Source organism: Flavobacterium cupriresistens (assembly GCF_020911925.1).
In the GTDB taxonomy this organism is placed as follows: domain Bacteria; phylum Bacteroidota; class Bacteroidia; order Flavobacteriales; family Flavobacteriaceae; genus Flavobacterium; species Flavobacterium cupriresistens.
This window is the reverse complement of the sequence record NZ_CP087134.1, coordinates 1,864,694-1,880,926: the sequence shown is the minus strand read 5'-3', so window position 1 is coordinate 1,880,926 and position 16,233 is coordinate 1,864,694. Positions and strand designations below refer to the sequence as shown.

Sequence of the window (16,233 nt, the reverse complement as noted above, 5' to 3'; positions counted from 1 at the left end):
AACTTCAAACAAAAAATGACTCCATTTTGAGGAATCATTTTTTAGTCTTTTAAAGATAGAATAATTGCTTATCAGTCTTTATTTACTTGGCATATTTTCATCAAAATTTACCATCCAGCTGATGTCAAATTTATCTTTGAACATTCCGAAATAAGCACCCCAAAATGTTTTTTCCATCGGCATATAAACCGCTCCGCCAGCTGATAATCCGTTAAAAATTCGATCTGCTTCTTCTGTACTTGCTACATTAATTGAAACGGAGAAATTTCCACCAACCACTACATCTCCGGATTGTTCGCTGCTATCGCTTCCCATCAAAATAGTATCTCCAATTGGTAAAGAAACGTGCATGATTCTGTCTGCATCTTTTTCTGATGCACCTGTACATCCTTCTTCGCCTTCAGGCATATCTTTAAATTTTCCGATATATGGAAATTCTCCTCCAAAAACTGATTTATAAAATAGGAATGCTTCTTCGCAATTTCCATTAAATATTAAATAAGGGTTTACTGTTGCCATGATATTTTATTGTTTGTTGTTATTATTTATTGTCATTGATCATTTATTCTTATTCTGCTAATTCTTTTACTTTTTCCAATCCTTTTGGAAAAGTCTCTTTGAAGTAATCCAGGTATTTTTCGACTACATCAACGTGAGCCACCAAATCAGTAAATTCGCCGTCAGCTGTTAATCGATACGTTTCCATGGCACCGCTCCATTTTTTTGTTTCCTCATCAATGGGCATTTCCTTAAAATCTTTTAGTTCACCTAAATGTTTAAAAGCCATATATTCGTTAGGAATCTTTGTTTCAATAATGCTATACATTCCTTCACCTCCAGGGGATAAAAAATGTATTGTATCTCCTTCGTTCCAGTTACTTATTGTAGAGGAACCTTCGCAGAAAACTTCAGTCCATTTCTTATAGGTTTCCTCCTCCCATAAAACTGACCATATTTTCTCTCGTGAAGCCTTTATTCTAATTGCAAATTCTAATCTTTCCATATCTAATTTTGTTGTGGTAGTTTACTAAAATCCATATATAAAACATTCCAGCGATGACCGTCTAAATCGGCAAAACCAAAACCATACATCCAACCCTGGTTTTCTGCCGGCGGAGCAAAAACAATCCCTCCGGCTGCTTTTACCTTTTCTGCTAATGCATCTACTTCCTCTTTACTTTCGGCATCAATCGAAATCAGGATTTCTGAACTCGATTGTGTATCTGTAATTTTGTTCTGAGAAAAGCTCTCAAACAAAGCATCTTCAAAAAGCATTACTACAAAATTCTTTTCTCCAACCAACATACAAGTCGAGCTGGGCGTATCCTGTTGCTCATTAAAAGTAAACCCTACTTTCAAAAAAAAGGCTTTTGCTTTTGCTACATTCTTAACAGGTAGATTCAACCAAATTTGTTTTGTCATCTTTGTCCGTTTTAGGTTGCACTTTCTACATAACTTTTAAAACTATCCATAATAGCCTGCCAGCCTCCGCGTTGCATTTCTTCCGAATTTTCTGTTTCAGGGTCAAAACTTTCAACCACTTCTACTCCGTTTGGCGTTTGCTTAAAGCTAATCTCCACTTTACGTCCGTCTGCTATTACATAATTGATGGCTTCGTTTTGTTTGACCAACGTATATTCTCCTTCAAAATCAAAACTCATACTGCCATCTTTTGCAGCCATAGTCGATTTGAATTTTCCGCCCTCTTTTACATCATTTTCAGCATAAGGGGTATGCCAGTCCGGCGAAGGTGTGTTCCATTTTGTAATGTGTTCCGGTAATGTCCAAAATTCCCAAACTTTACTTATCGGTGCGTCAATTGTATTCTTTACTGTAATCATAGTTGTTTAAGTTTATATTGTTAGTTAAAAATTTAATTTGAAGGAGCCTGACTTTCATCCATGAAGAAGATTTCCCAATGATGTCCGTCCGGATCTAAAAAGGCTTTTTGGTACATCCAACCATAGTCTTTTGCCTCCATATATTCTGTTCCTCCGGCTTTTACAACGGCCGCTATTATCTCATCTACTTTTTCACGACTGTCAACGGATAAAGCCGTTAAAAATTCAGTGCTTTTGGAGGTGTCACAAATTTGTTTATTAGTAAAGGTTTTAAAGAACTCCTCCAAGAGAAGCATAGCAAAAATATTTTCGCCAATTTCCAAACAAGCTGCTTTATCATCTGTAAAGTTCATATTGAATGTAAAACCCAATTCTGTAAAAAAATCCATGGACCGTTTTAAATCTTTTACTGGAAGATTTAAGAAAATTTCTGTTTTCATATTTATAAAATTACTAATTATTTAAGACAAATTTAGAATTTTAAACAATCCTTAAGAATACAATAAAAGTCATTTTTAGGGTCATATGAGACAATTTTTATACTTTTGTGTAGAGATTAACTTTCAAAAAGCAACAAACCATGAGCAAAAAAATAGGTCTAATTGTACCGCATGACTATAAATTATTGAGCATTGCAGCGATTTTAGAAGTTTTTGAAACCACTAATAAATTGCATACCGGAATTGAAAAACCTTTTGAGATTATGATCTTTCAATCTTCCGAACAGATCAATCAGGAACACTTGTTTGGATATGAAGTACAACCAATAGAAACTTCTGAAGAACATCCGGAATTGATTTTGATTCCCGCTTTTACTACAGACAATATGAGTGAGGTGATTGCGAAGAACAAAAGTTTTATTCCGTGGTTACAAAAGCAACACAAAAAAGGAGCTGAATTGGCTAGTTTTTGTACCGGTGCGTTTTTGTTTGCTGCTTCAGGTTTACTAAATGAAAAGCTGGCTACTACACATGTAGATGCCTGTAGTGCCTTTACTAAAGCTTTTCCATTAGTCAAACTAAAATCAGAGGAAACTTTAACGGCAGATGGGAGTTTGTATACCAGTGGAGGTTCGACCTCAACCTTTCATTTATTGATTCTATTGGTTCAGAAATATTGCGGAAATGAGATTGCAGTTCAAATCGCCAAGATTTTCTCGATTGATTTAAACCGATACAAACAGAGTTATTTCAGCACGTTCAGACCCAATCATTTGCATAATGACAGTCTGGTTGCCATGCTACAGCAAAAAATAGAGAATCAATACAGTACCATAGAAAAACTGGAAGAGATCACCAAAGATATTCCCACCAGCGCCCGAAACATGACACGTCGTTTTAAACTGGTTACGGGAATTCCGCCTATTGAATATTTACAGAATATAAGAGTAGAGAGTTCAAAGAAATACCTGGAGCAAACGCAGCTTTCAATCTCTGAAATTATAGAAAAAACAGGTTATAATGATCCTAAAGCATTTAGAAAAGTGTTTTATAAAATGGTCGGTATGAAACCTATTGAATATCGCGACAAGTTTAGGGTGCAGTAAATTACGCTTTTTGGAGTAAAAGGCAAAGTCGCAAAAAATTTTAAACCATATAAGTGATGTAAGAAAATATAAGTTTTGAATTCGATTAACTTATAACTCTCCTTGTGACAAATGTCCTGTAAACATTGGAGCTATTTTTCTCGCAAAGACGCAAAAAATTAAACCATATAAGTCATAGAAGAAAATATAAGTTTTGAATTAGATTAACTTAAACTCTCCTTGTGATAAATGTCTTGTAAACATTGGAACTATTTTTCTCGCAAAGACGCAAAAAATTAAACCATATAAGTCATAGAAGAAAATATAAGCTTTAACTTAAGTGAACTTATAATTCTCTTTGTGAAAAATGTCTTGAAACATTGGAACTATTTTTCTTGCAAAGTCGCAAAAAATTAAACCATATAAGTCATAGAAGAAAATATAAGTTTTGAATTAGATTAACTTATAACTCTCCTTGCGACAAATGTCTTGCAAACATTGGAACTATTTCTCTCGCAAAGACGGAAAGTCGCAAAAAATTAAACTATACAACTCATTGAAGAAAATATAAGCATAGAATTAAATGAACTTACATCACTTATATGGTTTAAACCGCCCCTCATTAGCTTAACAACTAAAAGATCAATCTCTTTTTTTTACTGCGTCGAGAATTAAAAAACCACTTTTCAGTCAAAAAAAAAAAAACGCCTCAGATGAGGCGTTTTATAGTATTGTTTTACGAAGCAATTTCCATTCTCTTCAATAAATTTTTGCTTAGTGTATGTTCGGCATACTCTCTGTCAATTGTCAGTGTTTTGTCGTCTGAACTTGGTAATTCATACATCGCATCGGTTAAGATTGCTTCACATAACGAACGCAATCCACGTGCTCCTAATTTGTATTCTAATGCTTTGTCAACAATAAAATCTAAAGCTTCATCCGTGATACTGAATTCAACTTCGTCCATCAAAAATAACTTTTGATATTGTTTGATTAAGGCATTTTTAGGCTGCGTTAAGATTGCACGTAACGTTTCTCTGTCCAAAGGATCCATGTGCGTTAAAACCGGTAAACGACCGATAATCTCCGGAATCAATCCGAAATCTTTAATGTCTTTTGGAATAATATATTGCAACAAATTGTCTTTGTCGATATTGTCTACATTTTTAGAAGTAGAATATCCAACGGCCTGACGGTTTAAACGTTTTGAAATAATACGCTCTACTCCATCAAAAGCTCCACCTGCAATAAACAGGATGTTTTGGGTATTTACTTCTACAAATTTCTGATCCGGATGTTTACGACCTCCTTTTGGTGGTACGTTTACAACTGTTCCTTCCAGTAATTTCAATAATGCTTGTTGTACTCCTTCACCTGAAACGTCACGTGTTATAGATGGATTATCGCTCTTACGGGCGATTTTATCAATTTCATCAATAAATACGATTCCTCTTTCGGCTTTGGTTACATCATAATCAGCGGCTTGTAGCAAACGTGTCAAAATACTTTCAACATCTTCTCCTACGTAACCTGCTTCTGTAAGTACCGTTGCATCCACAATAGCCAAAGGAACGTCTAACATCTTAGCAATCGTTTTTGCCACCAATGTTTTTCCAGTTCCGGTCTGACCTACCATAATGATATTACTTTTTTCGATCTCTACTTCGTCGTCTAATTGCTGTTGCATTAAACGTTTGTAGTGATTGTAAACCGCAACCGACATTACTTTTTTAGTCTGATCCTGACCAATTACATATTGATCCAAGAAAGCTCTAATTTCTTTTGGTTTCTTTAAGATTAAGTCCCCAACTAGTTTTGCACTTCCGCTTGATTTTAATTCTTCTAATACAATTCCGTGTGCCTGTTCAATACACTTATCACAGATATGTGCATTGATACCTGCAATCAATAAATTGGTTTCTGGCTTTTTTCTTCCACAAAACGAACATTCTAATACTACTTTTGCCATTTCTTATGTTTCAAGTTTCAAGTTTCAGGTTCCAAGTTAACAATAGCAACTTAAAACCTGAAACTTTAAACCAATTTTTATCCTCTTCTCAACACCTCATCAATCATTCCGTATTCTTTAGCTTCGTCTGCGATCATCCAGTAATCACGCTCGCTGTCTTTGTGTACTTTATCAAAAGTTTGCCCTGAATGTTGTGAGATGATGTTGTACAATTCATCTTTTAGTTTCAACATTTCACGTAAGTTGATTTCCATATCGGTAGCTACTCCTTGTGCTCCTCCTGATGGTTGGTGAATCATTACTCTTGAATGTGGTAAAGCGGAACGTTTTCCTGCTGCTCCTGCACATAGTAAAACGGCTCCCATAGAAGCTGCCATACCGGTACAAATTGTCGCTACGTCAGGTTTGATGTATTGCATAGTGTCATAAATCCCTAATCCTGCGTAAACGCTTCCTCCCGGAGAATTTAAATAAATCTGAATGTCTTTTGATGCATCAGCACTTTCCAGGAAAAGTAATTGTGCCTGAACGATATTAGCGATCTGGTCGTCGATACCTGTTCCTAAAAAGATAATTCTGTCCATCATTAATCGGGAGAAAACATCTAATTGAGAAATATTCAACTGACGTTCTTCGATAATATATGGAGTCATATTAGTTGGGTTCATTGCCGCTACGATTTTATCATAGTACATGGCATTTACTCCTTGGTGCTTTGTAGCAAATTTTTTAAATTCTTTACCGTAGTTCATATGTATCTGTTCTAAGTTTAAGTTTATTTGATGTCTATTTTAATTTATCAAAGGTCATACCTTTTTATGAATAATGCCAATATGTCGTCTTTTCTCTAAAAAAAGTTTCAGGTTTCAAGTTTCAGGTTTCATGAACTTGAAACCTGAAACCTGAAACAAAAAAAAAGAGCGTCAAAAGAAAATATCAATTGACGCTCAAATATACTTATTTTTTCAGAAATTATTCTCCGTATGATGCAGCAATAAATTCTTCGTAAGTTACTTCTTTAGTTGTTGGATTTGCTTTCTCTTTAAACAACTCTAACAATTTCTCTGCAACAACTTGCTCAGAAAGTCTTTTTACTTCCTCTTGGTTAGATAAAACTCTAGCCACGATTCCTTGTACTTCCTCGTCAGTTGGGTTTGTTTGACCAAATTGAGCCATTTGTTGTCTGATCGCGTTTGTTGTAAAAGCTTTCAAATCTTCAAATGTAATTTGGATATTGCTTTGAGCCATTGCTTTTCCTTCAATCAATTGAAAACGCAATCCTTTTTCAGATCTTGCATATTCTACTTCAGCTTCTTCTGCAGAAAGTTTTTTCTCTCCAACAGTTTGCAACCATTTTTTAAGGAATTCTGACGGTAAATCAAATTTTGTACTTTCGATAAGGAAATCCTGAACGTCTAACAATAATTTTTGATCTGCTTGTTGTGCAAATTGCGCTTCAGCATCTTCTTTGATTTTAGCTTTTAAGTCTTCTAATGAAGCTACTTTTCCTTCACCAAAAAGTTTATCAAATAAATCCTGGTTTAATTCTGCCAATTCAGCTCCGTTGATAGCTTCGATAGTAAAGTTTACTTCGATATCTAAACCGTGAACATTATCATGACCTACTTTTAGGTAGTCCATTAATTGGTGATCATCTTCGAATAAACCTTTTGTGCTTACTGCAACAACGTCTCCTACTTTTTTACCGATGAATTTATCTCCGGCAGCTTTGTTGAAAGTAGCTACAGAAATGGTAGTTGTGTTATTGATTCCGTTTTCTTCATTAGAAAAAGTTCCTGTTAAGTCAGAATCTGCAACAACAGCTTCTTGAGGAATTGCTTTTCCGAATTGTTTTTGGATACGCTCTACCTGACCGTCGATTAATTTAGCATCAGCTGTAACGATATATTTTACGATATCATTTTTAGCTTCTAAATTAATTTCGAAGTTTGGCACTAAACCAATTTCGTATTCGAAAGTTAACTCTTCAGCATCCCAATCGAAGTTTTCGTTTACTTTAGCAAGAGGAGTTCCTAATAGATTTAATCTTTCAGATTGTACAAAACGCTCTAAAGCTAAATCAACTACTTTTTGAATTTCTTCTTGTTTAATACCTTTTCCGTATTGTTTTTCAACAAGGTCTTTAGGTACTTGTCCTTTTCTAAAACCTTTTACAGTTGCTAAAGGCATTTTTTCGTTTATTCTTTTTTGCACCTGCCCTTTGTAGTCCATGTGAACAACGTTCATCACAATCACTTCATTAACAGCGTCTATTGCTACTCTTTTAATATCCATCGTGTTCTTTAATTTACGTAATAAAATTGGGTTGCAAAATTATAAAATTTTTGCAACCCAACCAAGTTTTTAACCTATTGTATTTGAAGCCCTTTTTTATTCGGCTTTGATTTTAGTTTATTTATCGTCTCCTACAATTTTATAAGTAATAGATTGAAGAATAGACAATATAATACTGAAGAATAATGCGGTCCAGAAAGACTCCACTTTAAAACCTCCGACAATATTAGTGCACAGTAGAATAATAATGGCGTTAATCACCAGTAAAAACAAGCCCAACGTCACAATCGTAACGGGAAAAGTCAGAATGACCAATATTGGTTTTATAAAAAGATTCAGCAACCCTAAAACTACCGCAACAATTACAGCGGTGGTAAAACTGGCAACATGAACACCTGGCAAAAAGTGAGCGATCACCAAAACCAAGGCAGCGGTAACAAGAAGTCTGAGTAATAAATTCATAATTGTATGGTTTAAAATTTATTTAAAAGTACTAAAATTTAATAATATAAGCCTTTGCTTAAAATTCCATTGATTGCTTTTTTTTCATGGATAACCAATCGCTCTTTTTCCGTGTCAGAAATAGCATGGACTACTCCGGCATATTCCACGTTATCAAATCCTAAAATTTCATCAAAAATAAGCTTCACTCTTTCTACATGATAGTCAGAAGTAATCACAACAATCGTATTTAAGTGGTGTTTAATCAATATCTTTTTTGCTAATACTGCGTCTTCAACTGTATTAGCAGACAAGGCCGCTTCTAAGAAGTTTTCCGCACTAAGTCCATTCTCTGTTAAATAATTCATTGCATAGTCTGCATGCGGATAAGGCGCTGTATTAAAATGCGCTCCAAAACCTCCTGTACAAATAATATAGTTATCCTTTGGTTCAAAAATATCCAAACAATAATCTAATCGATCCAGCGCTATTTGCTCTAAATTTCCAAGTTCTGAATTTGGAGACCCCAGTACAATTAAAACTTTCATCCTTTAACTTTAATAACAGTAATCATCATCCTCAAAACTTACTCTTTTAAAAATGCCGTTGTCAGTTCAAAAAACAATTTTGGATTTTCAGCATGAAGCCAATGTCCTGCATTAGGTATAGTATCTAATTTCACATCCGGAAAATGCTGACGTATTTCCTCCATATCTTCGTCCTTAATATAACCGGAACTTCCTCCACGTATAAACAAGGTCGGTTTATCAAAAACTAAACCGTCTGCCAACGCTTTTCCTATAGCATCTAAGTTACCATTAAAAACAGCCAGATTAAAACGAAAAGCCAGTTGTCCGGGTTCCTGCCAATATAAATTTTTCATTAAAAACTGACGGGTTCCAAAATCCGGAACATATTGTGTCAAAATAGCCTCTACGTCATTTCTACTTGGCTTTACAGAAAAATCAACTGCATTTAACCCCGCCAAAATATCCTGATGATGCTGGTTGTAAAATCTCGGACCAATATCAGCCACAATTAATTTATCTACTAATTCCGGATAAGTCGTCGCGAAAAGCATCGCTACCTTCCCTCCCATCGAATGTCCTAAAATATCAATTTTGCTTAGCTGATTTGCCTGGCAATATTCGAACACGTCCTTTGCCATTGCTTCATAGGTAAATTCATCGGAATGAAAACTGCGTCCATGATTTCGCAAATCCAAAACATGAACCTGAAAACCTGACGCTGCATATTGCGAAGCAAGCGTTTTCCAGTTATCTGACATTCCTAAAAAACCATGCATGATGACGAAAGGTTTCCCTTCGCCTTCTATTTTTGAATAAAGCATAAAGTCTTATTTTAATTTTTGCAAATACATATTCACCACATTATCCAAACCAAGATAAAGCGCTTCTGAAATTAAGGCATGCCCAATAGACACCTCTAATAATCCCGGAATGTTTTGTTTGAAGAATTGAATATTATCCAAACTTAAGTCATGACCTGCATTAATCCCTAGACCCAATTCGTTGGCTACTTTTGCTGCTTCAACGTAAGGATCAATTCCATTTTTATTTCCTAAACCGTATTGATGTGCAAAAGCTTCTGTATACAATTCAATTCGGTCCGCCCCTGTTTTTTTGGCACCTTCAATTATTTCCAGAACCGGGTCTACAAAAATCGAAGTTCTGATTCCGTTACGCTGAAATTCCTGAATAACCTCACTTAAATAAGATTCATTTTTTATAGTATCCCAACCGGCAGAAGAAGTAATGGCCCCAATTGCATCAGGAACTAAGGTAACTTGTGTTGGTTTACACTCTAAAACCAAATCAATAAAATTATGCTGTGGATTTCCTTCAATATTATATTCGGTATGTACAATGGCTTTTAAATCGCGTGCATCCTGATAGCGAATATGTCGTTCATCCGGACGTGGGTGAATCGTGATTCCTTGTCCTCCGAAATTCTGGATATCTCTCGCCACTTTTAATAAATCAGGAACATTTCCGCCACGGGCATTTCGCAACGTTGCAATTTTATTGATATTTACACTTAATTTTGTCATATAAATAGATAATTAATTCTAGTAACATTATATTTGTTACCACAAAAATACAAAGTAAAAGGTAGCAGTTTTTGCTATTTTTTGATTATTTTGCATCAAATATCCACAATTGATCTATGACAGAAATTACCAACTATATCACAAACGATTTTCGAGCAATCGACAGCCAGGAAACGATAGCGTCGGTTCAGGACTTTTTTGCTGACCTAAGTTTTTCCCATTTTCCGGTTTTAGAGAATGGTATTTACATTGGGAGCATCTCCTCTGATGATGTTGAAACTTTTGATACGGACAAAAAAACAATTGACTATAAATATACGTTTGAACGTTTTTTTGCGCGAAAATCAATGATTTGGTTAGATCTTTTAGAGGTTTTTGCTAAAAATCACACCAACACCGTTCCTGTTCTGGACGAAAACAACACCTATATCGGCTATTATGAAATGGAAGATATAATGAAGTTTTTTAAAGAAACTCCATTTTTAAAAGAACAAGGTGGCATCATTATCGTTCAAAAAGGACTTATAGACTACTCCATGAGTCAGATCACTCAGATTGTAGAAAGCAATAACGGTAAAATTCTGGGTTGTTTTATCTCTGAAGCCGATCTCGAGAATGTTCAGATCACGATAAAAATCGGGTTGGGAGCCATGAATGAAATCATTCAGACTTTCAGAAGATACAATTACGAAATTATTTCAGAACATCAGGAAGACACCTATATCAACAGTTTAAAAGAACGTTCTGACTATCTGGACAAGTACCTTAATATATAATTTAAAATATAACAAGCAGAAAATGAGTCAATCAGATCGTCCCCCAAGACATTGACACATCATCAAATTTTCTCATTATCTAAACAAAAAGAATGAAAGTAGCGATTTACGGACAATATTATCAAAACAGTACGGAACCGATCATAAAAGACATTTTCTTGTTCTTCAATTCGAACAACGTTGAAATGGTAATTGAAGAAAATTTTCTAAAAATGCTTTATGAAAAGCAACTTATTAATGCGGAGTACAACACCTTTTCTTCGACTACTTCTTTAGATGATAGCTTTGAAATGTTGATCAGCATTGGCGGTGACGGGACTATTTTGAGAGCAGCTACTCTAGTTCGGGATTCAGGCGTTCCAATCTTAGGAATAAATGCTGGAAGACTCGGATTTTTAGCCACCGTACAAAAAGAAAAGATTGATAGTTTTTTACAGTTTGTAGTCGACAAAAACTACACGATTTCTGAGAGAACTTTATTAAGCCTGACTTGTGAGCCAAAAAATGATGCTATAGCCGAATTAAACTTTGCCATGAATGAGGTTACCATAAGCAGAAAGGACACGACCTCGATGATTACAGTTGAAACGCATTTGAACAATGAGTACCTGACTTCGTACTGGGCGGATGGTTTAATCATCTCTACACCAACAGGGTCTACAGGATATTCCTTAAGTTGCGGAGGACCATTATTAACGCCAGACGTCAAAAGTTTAGTGATTACCCCTATTGCCCCTCATAATTTAACGGCAAGACCTCTTGTAATTCCAGATGATACCGAGGTAAAACTTCGTGTTTCGGGTAGAGACGATCAATATTTAGTTTCACTGGATTCCAGAGTTGCTTCTGTAAAAAACGAATCCATTTTAACCATAAAAAAGACCAATTTTAAAATAAAAATGGTCGAAATCCCAGGCGAGACTTTCTTGAAAACCTTGAGAAACAAATTGCTTTGGGGAGAGGACAAAAGAAATTAATCTCTTTTCTGATTCACAAGTATACTATTGCGGTACTTTTTCCCGTTCTGCATGTAGCGAATCATCATTAAATGTCTAAAAATCATATCGTAAATTGAAAAAAAAGCACATTTTACTAAAGAAACTTTGATTCGTATTGATAATTATTATATTTGCACGCAATTCTGAATTAAATGAAGAAAATTTTTAATTTATTGTTCTGTTTTTTCCCCTTCTTAACACTAAGTGCTCAAATAAATGAGATTGGTGTTTTCTTGGGTGGAAGTAACTTTGTAGGAGACGTAGGAAAGACCACCTATATCGCTCCTGAAAAACCGGCTTTTGGTATACTGTATAAATGGAACCGAAGCCCACGCCATTCCTACCGTTTCTCTTACACTCAGTCTACCGTAATAGGAAATGACCTTGATTCTAAAGAAACCGGAAGAAGCAACAGAGGTTATAAATTTAAAAACAACATAAAAGAACTGTCGGCTGGTCTGGAATTTAACTTTTTTGATTTTAATCTTCACGATTATCATCCTAAAGTTACACCATATCTGTTTTCGGGATTGAGTTTCTTCAACTATGATGATTTGTATATCTCGGGTGGACAAACCAGAAAAATCAAAAATTCAAATTCGTTTGCAATACCTATTATATTGGGTATAAAATCGAATATAACGCCACATCTGATTTTAGCTGCAGAAGCCGGAGTGCGTTATACCTTTACTGATAATATTGACGGAAGCAATCCCAGCAATGGAAATTTAGCTCCTTTACGTTTTGGAAATTTAAATAATAATGATTGGTATGTATTCTCAGGTGTTACTTTAACGTATACCTTTGGACAAAAACCTTGCTATTGCGCATATTAATACAATGAACTTACTAGACTCTATAGATCAAACAAACTTACCACAACATCTGGCCATTATTATGGACGGAAATGGGCGTTGGGCAAAACAACAAGGCTTCTTAAGAGCATTTGGTCACGAAAACGGAACAAAGTCTGTAAAAAAAACAATTACTACTTGTGCTACACTTGGTATTAAGTATTTAACCTTATATGCTTTTTCAACAGAAAACTGGAATCGTCCAAAACTCGAAGTGGAAGCTTTAATGAAAATTCTAATCAATTCTTTAAAAAAAGAGCTTGGTACTTTACAGGAAAATAACATTAAACTTAATGCTATTGGAAACCTTGATAAGTTACCCAAAAGTGCTCAAAAAGAACTTTTAGATGTAATTGATAAGACAAAAAACAACACCCGCCTTACTCTTACTCTGGCCTTAAGTTACGGATCACGAGAAGAATTGGTAAATACCGTTAGAATCATCAGTGATAAAGTTAAAAATAATATAATTTCAATAGACGCTATTGACGATTCAATTATAAATGAGCATCTTTACACGCAAAATTTACCTGACGTAGATTTATTAATACGAACAAGTGGAGAACATAGAATAAGTAATTTTTTGCTATGGCAAATCGCCTATGCAGAATTATATTTTACTAATGTCTTGTGGCCAGACTTTAAAGATCAAGATTTATATGAGGCTATTATTAGTTATCAAAAAAGAGAACGTAGATTTGGAAAAACCAGTGAACAAATTAAATAATTTTTTAGTGTTACAAAAAAGAATACAACTAGTCCTTACCCTGATTCTAATGGGTAGTTTTTCACAAATAAAAGCACAAGAAAGAGTTCCTTTTGATCAAGGAAAAAAGTACATTCTTGCTAAAGTCTCTGTCGTTGGTAAAATAAGCTTCAATGAACAAACTGTGGTTACTTTCTCTGGCCTTCAAAAAGGACAGGAAATAACGGTACCCGGAGAAGAAATCAGTGGCGCAATTAAAAAATTGGGTAAACTGGGACTTTTTGACGAAATTTCGTTTTATGTAAATAAAATCGAACAAGACAGTATCTATTTAGACCTGAATATTATTGAGCTTCCTAAGCTTAATGAGGTCAAATTTGTCGGTATCAAAAAGAATAAAGTAGAAGGTTTAATTAAAGATAACAATTTGACTAAAAACAAAATTGTTAATGAAAACCTTATTACCACTACCAAAAATTACATCGAAAACAAGTATAAAAAAGACGGTTTTTACACCACCAAAGTCACTATTACTACTACTCCCGATACCACTGCAGGAAATCAGGTAAATATGGTTGTGCGGGTAGATAAAGGCGACAAAGTAAAAATCAGCAGTATCGATTTTGAAGGGAACACCCAACTTAGCGATACTAAACTGAGAGCCGCTATGAAAGACACTAAACAAAAAAATGTCTTCCGCATTCTTAAATCTTCAAAATTTATACCTGAAAAATACAAAACCGACTTAGAAAAAGTTATTTCTACCTATAAAGAAAAAGGATACCGTGATGCACGTATTATTTATGACTCTGTTGCTTACAACAAAGAGAAAAATATGCTTGCCATTAAAATTAAAATGGAAGAAGGAAATAAATATTACTTTGGAAATATTAAGTTTTTAGGAAATACGGTTTATCCTGATCACCTTTTGAATCGCTACTTAGGGATCAAAAAAGGAGAAACATATAACGGTGTTTTACTTGAAAAAAGGATCGCAGACAAAACAAAACCGGATGCAGAAGACATTACCAATTTGTACCAAAACAATGGATATTTGTTTTCAAACATTAATGCTGTAGAGGTAAAAACGGCTAATGATACAATCGATTTTGAGATCAGAATTACAGAAGGTCCAATCGCTTATTTTAATAAAATTACAGTTGTTGGAAACGACAAAACAAATGATCATGTTATTTACCGTGAATTAAGAACTAAACCAGGTGAAAAATACAGTAAAGAACAATTAGTAAGAACGATTCGTGAAATTGGACAATTAGGATTTTTTGATCCTGAGGCGATAGATCCAAAATTCAAGAATGTAGACGCAGGTGCCGGAACAGTAGACATCGAATACCATGTTGTTGAAAAAGGATCAAGCCAGGTTGAACTTCAAGGAGGTTACGGTGGAGGTGGTTTCATTGGAACCTTAGGACTTTCTTTTAATAATTTCTCAGCCAGAAATTTATTCAAGAAAGACTCTTACAAACCTTTACCAATGGGAGACGGACAAAAAGTATCACTTCGTTTACAAGGAAGTACTTATTTCCAAACATATAGTTTATCGTTCTCAGAACCATGGTTTGGTGGAAAAAAACCAGTACAGTTTAGTTCTTCTATCTCTTACAGTAAACAATTCTTAAACAATTTTGTGACAAGAGATGTAGATAAGAGCAAAAGTTTTAACATCTTAACGTTACAAGTTGGTCTTGCTAAAAGACTTACAGTGCCGGATGACTACTTCGTATTGTCACAATCCGTAAGTTACCAACATTATGACCTGAACAATTATAACACAGGATTGTTTACCTTTGGTAACGGCGCGTCAAGAAACCTTGCGTATACTATTGGAATTTCAAGAAGTAATAAAGGGGTCAATCCTATATTCCCAACTTATGGTTCGGAGTTTAGTATTTCTGCAAAAGTTACACCTCCTTACTCTATGTTCAATGGTATTGATTATGGTGATCTAGGCAATCAAAAAGAATACAAAACACAATATACAGGAGAATCTGGAAACGGAATAGATGGTAAACCTCTAAATACTGGTGATTACGTTAAGACTGAAGTAGTAAATGGAAATACCGGATTATCTAGTGTAGGTACAAATTACCAAAATGCAGATACTGACATTGCAAAAGTCGATCAGAAGAAATACAACTGGTTAGAATATTATAAAATTAAATTTAAAGCAGACTGGTATACTAAAGTGTATGGTAAATTAGTTTTAAGAACATTAACCGAATTTGGTTTCTTGGGTGCTTATAATCAAGAACGAGGTGTAGTGCCTTTCGAACGTTTTTACATGGGAGGAGATGGAATGGCCAACTACTCTATGGACGGTAGAGAGACTATTGGATTAAGAGGATATAAAAACAATACGTTGACACCGATTATTGAAGATCCTAAAGATCCTAGATATGGACAGCAAATTGGAGCAACGATTTACAATAAGTTCTCTATGGAGCTTCGTTATCCAGTAACCTTAAAACCATCGGCCTCAATTTATGTTTTAACATTTATAGAAGCTGGAGCTGCTTATCCAACGTTTAAAGCTTACAACCCGTTCGATTTATATCGTTCTGCAGGTCTTGGTGTTCGTGTATTTATGCCGGCGTTTGGACTATTAGGTTTTGACTTCGGGTATGGTTTCGATGCTGCACCGGGAGCAATTAATAACAGACCAAATGGTTGGGAACCACACTTTATTATTGGTCAGCAATTTTAAGAAGATTATATTTGGTTAAAAATTTTCAAATA

18 protein-coding genes are annotated in these 16,233 nt (G+C 34.8%); 6 read left to right on the top strand and 12 right to left on the bottom strand.

Features of this window, described 5'->3' with window-relative positions; all coding sequences use genetic code 11:
• Window positions 1–78: 78 nt before the first annotated feature.
• From LNP23_RS08380 to LNP23_RS08360, 5 genes are read right to left on the bottom strand one after another with little or no spacing between them, the layout of a single operon-like run.
• Entirely contained in the window at window positions 79–519 is a 441-nt protein-coding gene (locus tag LNP23_RS08380) for a VOC family protein (protein WP_047773196.1), read from the bottom strand.
• 49 nt (window positions 520–568) lie between these two features.
• Window positions 569–1,003 (bottom strand): SRPBCC family protein, encoded by a 435-nt coding sequence (locus LNP23_RS08375; RefSeq protein ID WP_047773194.1) that lies wholly within the window; start codon window positions 1,001–1,003, stop codon window positions 569–571.
• Between the two features lie 2 nt (window positions 1,004–1,005).
• Window positions 1,006–1,422 carry a VOC family protein gene (locus tag LNP23_RS08370; protein ID WP_047773192.1) on the bottom strand — a complete coding sequence of 139 codons (417 nt, stop codon included), beginning with the start codon at window positions 1,420–1,422 and terminating at the stop codon, window positions 1,006–1,008.
• Window positions 1,423–1,433: 11 nt separating this feature from the next.
• Window positions 1,434–1,841 carry an SRPBCC family protein gene (locus tag LNP23_RS08365; protein WP_230004549.1) on the bottom strand — a complete coding sequence of 136 codons (408 nt, stop codon included), beginning with the start codon at window positions 1,839–1,841 and terminating at the stop codon, window positions 1,434–1,436.
• Between the two features lie 32 nt (window positions 1,842–1,873).
• Window positions 1,874–2,281, bottom strand: a complete 408-nt coding sequence (locus tag LNP23_RS08360; RefSeq protein ID WP_230004548.1) for a VOC family protein — start codon at window positions 2,279–2,281, stop codon at window positions 1,874–1,876.
• A gap of 140 nt (window positions 2,282–2,421) precedes the next feature.
• Between LNP23_RS08360 and LNP23_RS08355 the strand changes: the two genes are divergently transcribed.
• The gene (locus LNP23_RS08355; protein ID WP_230004547.1) at window positions 2,422–3,387 is read left to right on the top strand and encodes a GlxA family transcriptional regulator; all 966 of its coding nucleotides are present in this window, start codon (window positions 2,422–2,424) and stop codon (window positions 3,385–3,387) included.
• Between the two features lie 715 nt (window positions 3,388–4,102).
• Here LNP23_RS08355 and clpX read toward each other — a convergent pair.
• The 7 genes from clpX to LNP23_RS08320 form a co-directional block, all read right to left on the bottom strand.
• The gene (gene clpX, locus LNP23_RS08350) at window positions 4,103–5,335 is read right to left on the bottom strand and encodes an ATP-dependent Clp protease ATP-binding subunit ClpX (protein ID WP_047773185.1); all 1,233 of its coding nucleotides are present in this window, start codon (window positions 5,333–5,335) and stop codon (window positions 4,103–4,105) included.
• 77 nt (window positions 5,336–5,412) lie between these two features.
• The gene (clpP, locus tag LNP23_RS08345) at window positions 5,413–6,087 is read right to left on the bottom strand and encodes an ATP-dependent Clp endopeptidase proteolytic subunit ClpP (RefSeq protein WP_047773182.1); all 675 of its coding nucleotides are present in this window, start codon (window positions 6,085–6,087) and stop codon (window positions 5,413–5,415) included.
• A gap of 220 nt (window positions 6,088–6,307) precedes the next feature.
• Complete coding sequence (locus tag LNP23_RS08340) at window positions 6,308–7,630, bottom strand: trigger factor (protein WP_047773178.1); 1,323 nt, start codon at window positions 7,628–7,630, stop codon at window positions 6,308–6,310.
• Window positions 7,631–7,747: 117 nt separating this feature from the next.
• Window positions 7,748–8,092: a phage holin family protein gene (locus tag LNP23_RS08335; protein WP_047773176.1), complete on the bottom strand. Its 345-nt coding sequence runs from the start codon at window positions 8,090–8,092 to the stop codon at window positions 7,748–7,750.
• 38 nt (window positions 8,093–8,130) lie between these two features.
• Complete coding sequence (locus tag LNP23_RS08330; protein WP_230004546.1) at window positions 8,131–8,619, bottom strand: YdcF family protein; 489 nt, start codon at window positions 8,617–8,619, stop codon at window positions 8,131–8,133.
• A gap of 38 nt (window positions 8,620–8,657) precedes the next feature.
• Complete coding sequence (locus LNP23_RS08325; protein ID WP_230004545.1) at window positions 8,658–9,422, bottom strand: alpha/beta fold hydrolase; 765 nt, start codon at window positions 9,420–9,422, stop codon at window positions 8,658–8,660.
• A gap of 6 nt (window positions 9,423–9,428) precedes the next feature.
• The gene (locus LNP23_RS08320; protein ID WP_230004544.1) at window positions 9,429–10,142 is read right to left on the bottom strand and encodes a pyridoxine 5'-phosphate synthase; all 714 of its coding nucleotides are present in this window, start codon (window positions 10,140–10,142) and stop codon (window positions 9,429–9,431) included.
• A 116-nt stretch (window positions 10,143–10,258) separates the two neighbouring features.
• Between LNP23_RS08320 and LNP23_RS08315 the strand changes: the two genes are divergently transcribed.
• From LNP23_RS08315 to LNP23_RS08295, 5 genes are all read left to right on the top strand, one after another.
• Entirely contained in the window at window positions 10,259–10,918 is a 660-nt protein-coding gene (locus tag LNP23_RS08315; protein ID WP_047773171.1) for a CBS domain-containing protein, read from the top strand.
• A gap of 92 nt (window positions 10,919–11,010) precedes the next feature.
• Window positions 11,011–11,895 carry an NAD kinase gene (locus LNP23_RS08310; protein WP_047773169.1) on the top strand — a complete coding sequence of 295 codons (885 nt, stop codon included), beginning with the start codon at window positions 11,011–11,013 and terminating at the stop codon, window positions 11,893–11,895.
• A 173-nt stretch (window positions 11,896–12,068) separates the two neighbouring features.
• A complete protein-coding gene (gene porG / locus LNP23_RS08305) occupies window positions 12,069–12,752 on the top strand; it encodes a type IX secretion system protein PorG (RefSeq protein WP_047773168.1) in 684 nt (227 codons plus the stop codon).
• 4 nt (window positions 12,753–12,756) lie between these two features.
• A complete protein-coding gene (gene uppS / locus LNP23_RS08300; RefSeq protein ID WP_047773166.1) occupies window positions 12,757–13,497 on the top strand; it encodes an undecaprenyl pyrophosphate synthase in 741 nt (246 codons plus the stop codon).
• Window positions 13,430–16,201 carry a BamA/OMP85 family outer membrane protein gene (locus LNP23_RS08295; protein ID WP_230004543.1) on the top strand — a complete coding sequence of 924 codons (2,772 nt, stop codon included), beginning with the start codon at window positions 13,430–13,432 and terminating at the stop codon, window positions 16,199–16,201. The genes uppS and LNP23_RS08295 overlap by 68 nt, the downstream gene beginning before the upstream one ends.
• Window positions 16,202–16,233 lie beyond the last annotated feature (32 nt).

Excerpts from the sequence above, each read along its gene's own strand:
- LNP23_RS08380 (WP_047773196.1), bottom strand. The coding sequence starts at position 519 with ATGGCAACAGTAAACCCTTATTTAATATTTAATGGAAATTGCGAAGAA.
- LNP23_RS08375 (WP_047773194.1), bottom strand. The coding sequence starts at position 1,003 with ATGGAAAGATTAGAATTTGCAATTAGAATAAAGGCTTCACGAGAGAAA.
- LNP23_RS08370 (WP_047773192.1), bottom strand. The coding sequence starts at position 1,422 with ATGACAAAACAAATTTGGTTGAATCTACCTGTTAAGAATGTAGCAAAA.
- LNP23_RS08365 (WP_230004549.1), bottom strand. The coding sequence starts at position 1,841 with ATGATTACAGTAAAGAATACAATTGACGCACCGATAAGTAAAGTTTGG.
- LNP23_RS08360 (WP_230004548.1), bottom strand. The coding sequence starts at position 2,281 with ATGAAAACAGAAATTTTCTTAAATCTTCCAGTAAAAGATTTAAAACGG.
- LNP23_RS08355 (WP_230004547.1), top strand. The coding sequence starts at position 2,422 with ATGAGCAAAAAAATAGGTCTAATTGTACCGCATGACTATAAATTATTG.
- clpX (WP_047773185.1), bottom strand. The coding sequence starts at position 5,335 with ATGGCAAAAGTAGTATTAGAATGTTCGTTTTGTGGAAGAAAAAAGCCA.
- clpP (WP_047773182.1), bottom strand. The coding sequence starts at position 6,087 with ATGAACTACGGTAAAGAATTTAAAAAATTTGCTACAAAGCACCAAGGA.
- LNP23_RS08340 (WP_047773178.1), bottom strand. The coding sequence starts at position 7,630 with ATGGATATTAAAAGAGTAGCAATAGACGCTGTTAATGAAGTGATTGTG.
- LNP23_RS08335 (WP_047773176.1), bottom strand. The coding sequence starts at position 8,092 with ATGAATTTATTACTCAGACTTCTTGTTACCGCTGCCTTGGTTTTGGTG.
- LNP23_RS08330 (WP_230004546.1), bottom strand. The coding sequence starts at position 8,619 with ATGAAAGTTTTAATTGTACTGGGGTCTCCAAATTCAGAACTTGGAAAT.
- LNP23_RS08325 (WP_230004545.1), bottom strand. The coding sequence starts at position 9,422 with ATGCTTTATTCAAAAATAGAAGGCGAAGGGAAACCTTTCGTCATCATG.
- LNP23_RS08320 (WP_230004544.1), bottom strand. The coding sequence starts at position 10,142 with ATGACAAAATTAAGTGTAAATATCAATAAAATTGCAACGTTGCGAAAT.
- LNP23_RS08315 (WP_047773171.1), top strand. The coding sequence starts at position 10,259 with ATGACAGAAATTACCAACTATATCACAAACGATTTTCGAGCAATCGAC.
- LNP23_RS08310 (WP_047773169.1), top strand. The coding sequence starts at position 11,011 with ATGAAAGTAGCGATTTACGGACAATATTATCAAAACAGTACGGAACCG.
- porG (WP_047773168.1), top strand. The coding sequence starts at position 12,069 with ATGAAGAAAATTTTTAATTTATTGTTCTGTTTTTTCCCCTTCTTAACA.
- uppS (WP_047773166.1), top strand. The coding sequence starts at position 12,757 with ATGAACTTACTAGACTCTATAGATCAAACAAACTTACCACAACATCTG.
- LNP23_RS08295 (WP_230004543.1), top strand. The coding sequence starts at position 13,430 with ATGAGGCTATTATTAGTTATCAAAAAAGAGAACGTAGATTTGGAAAAA.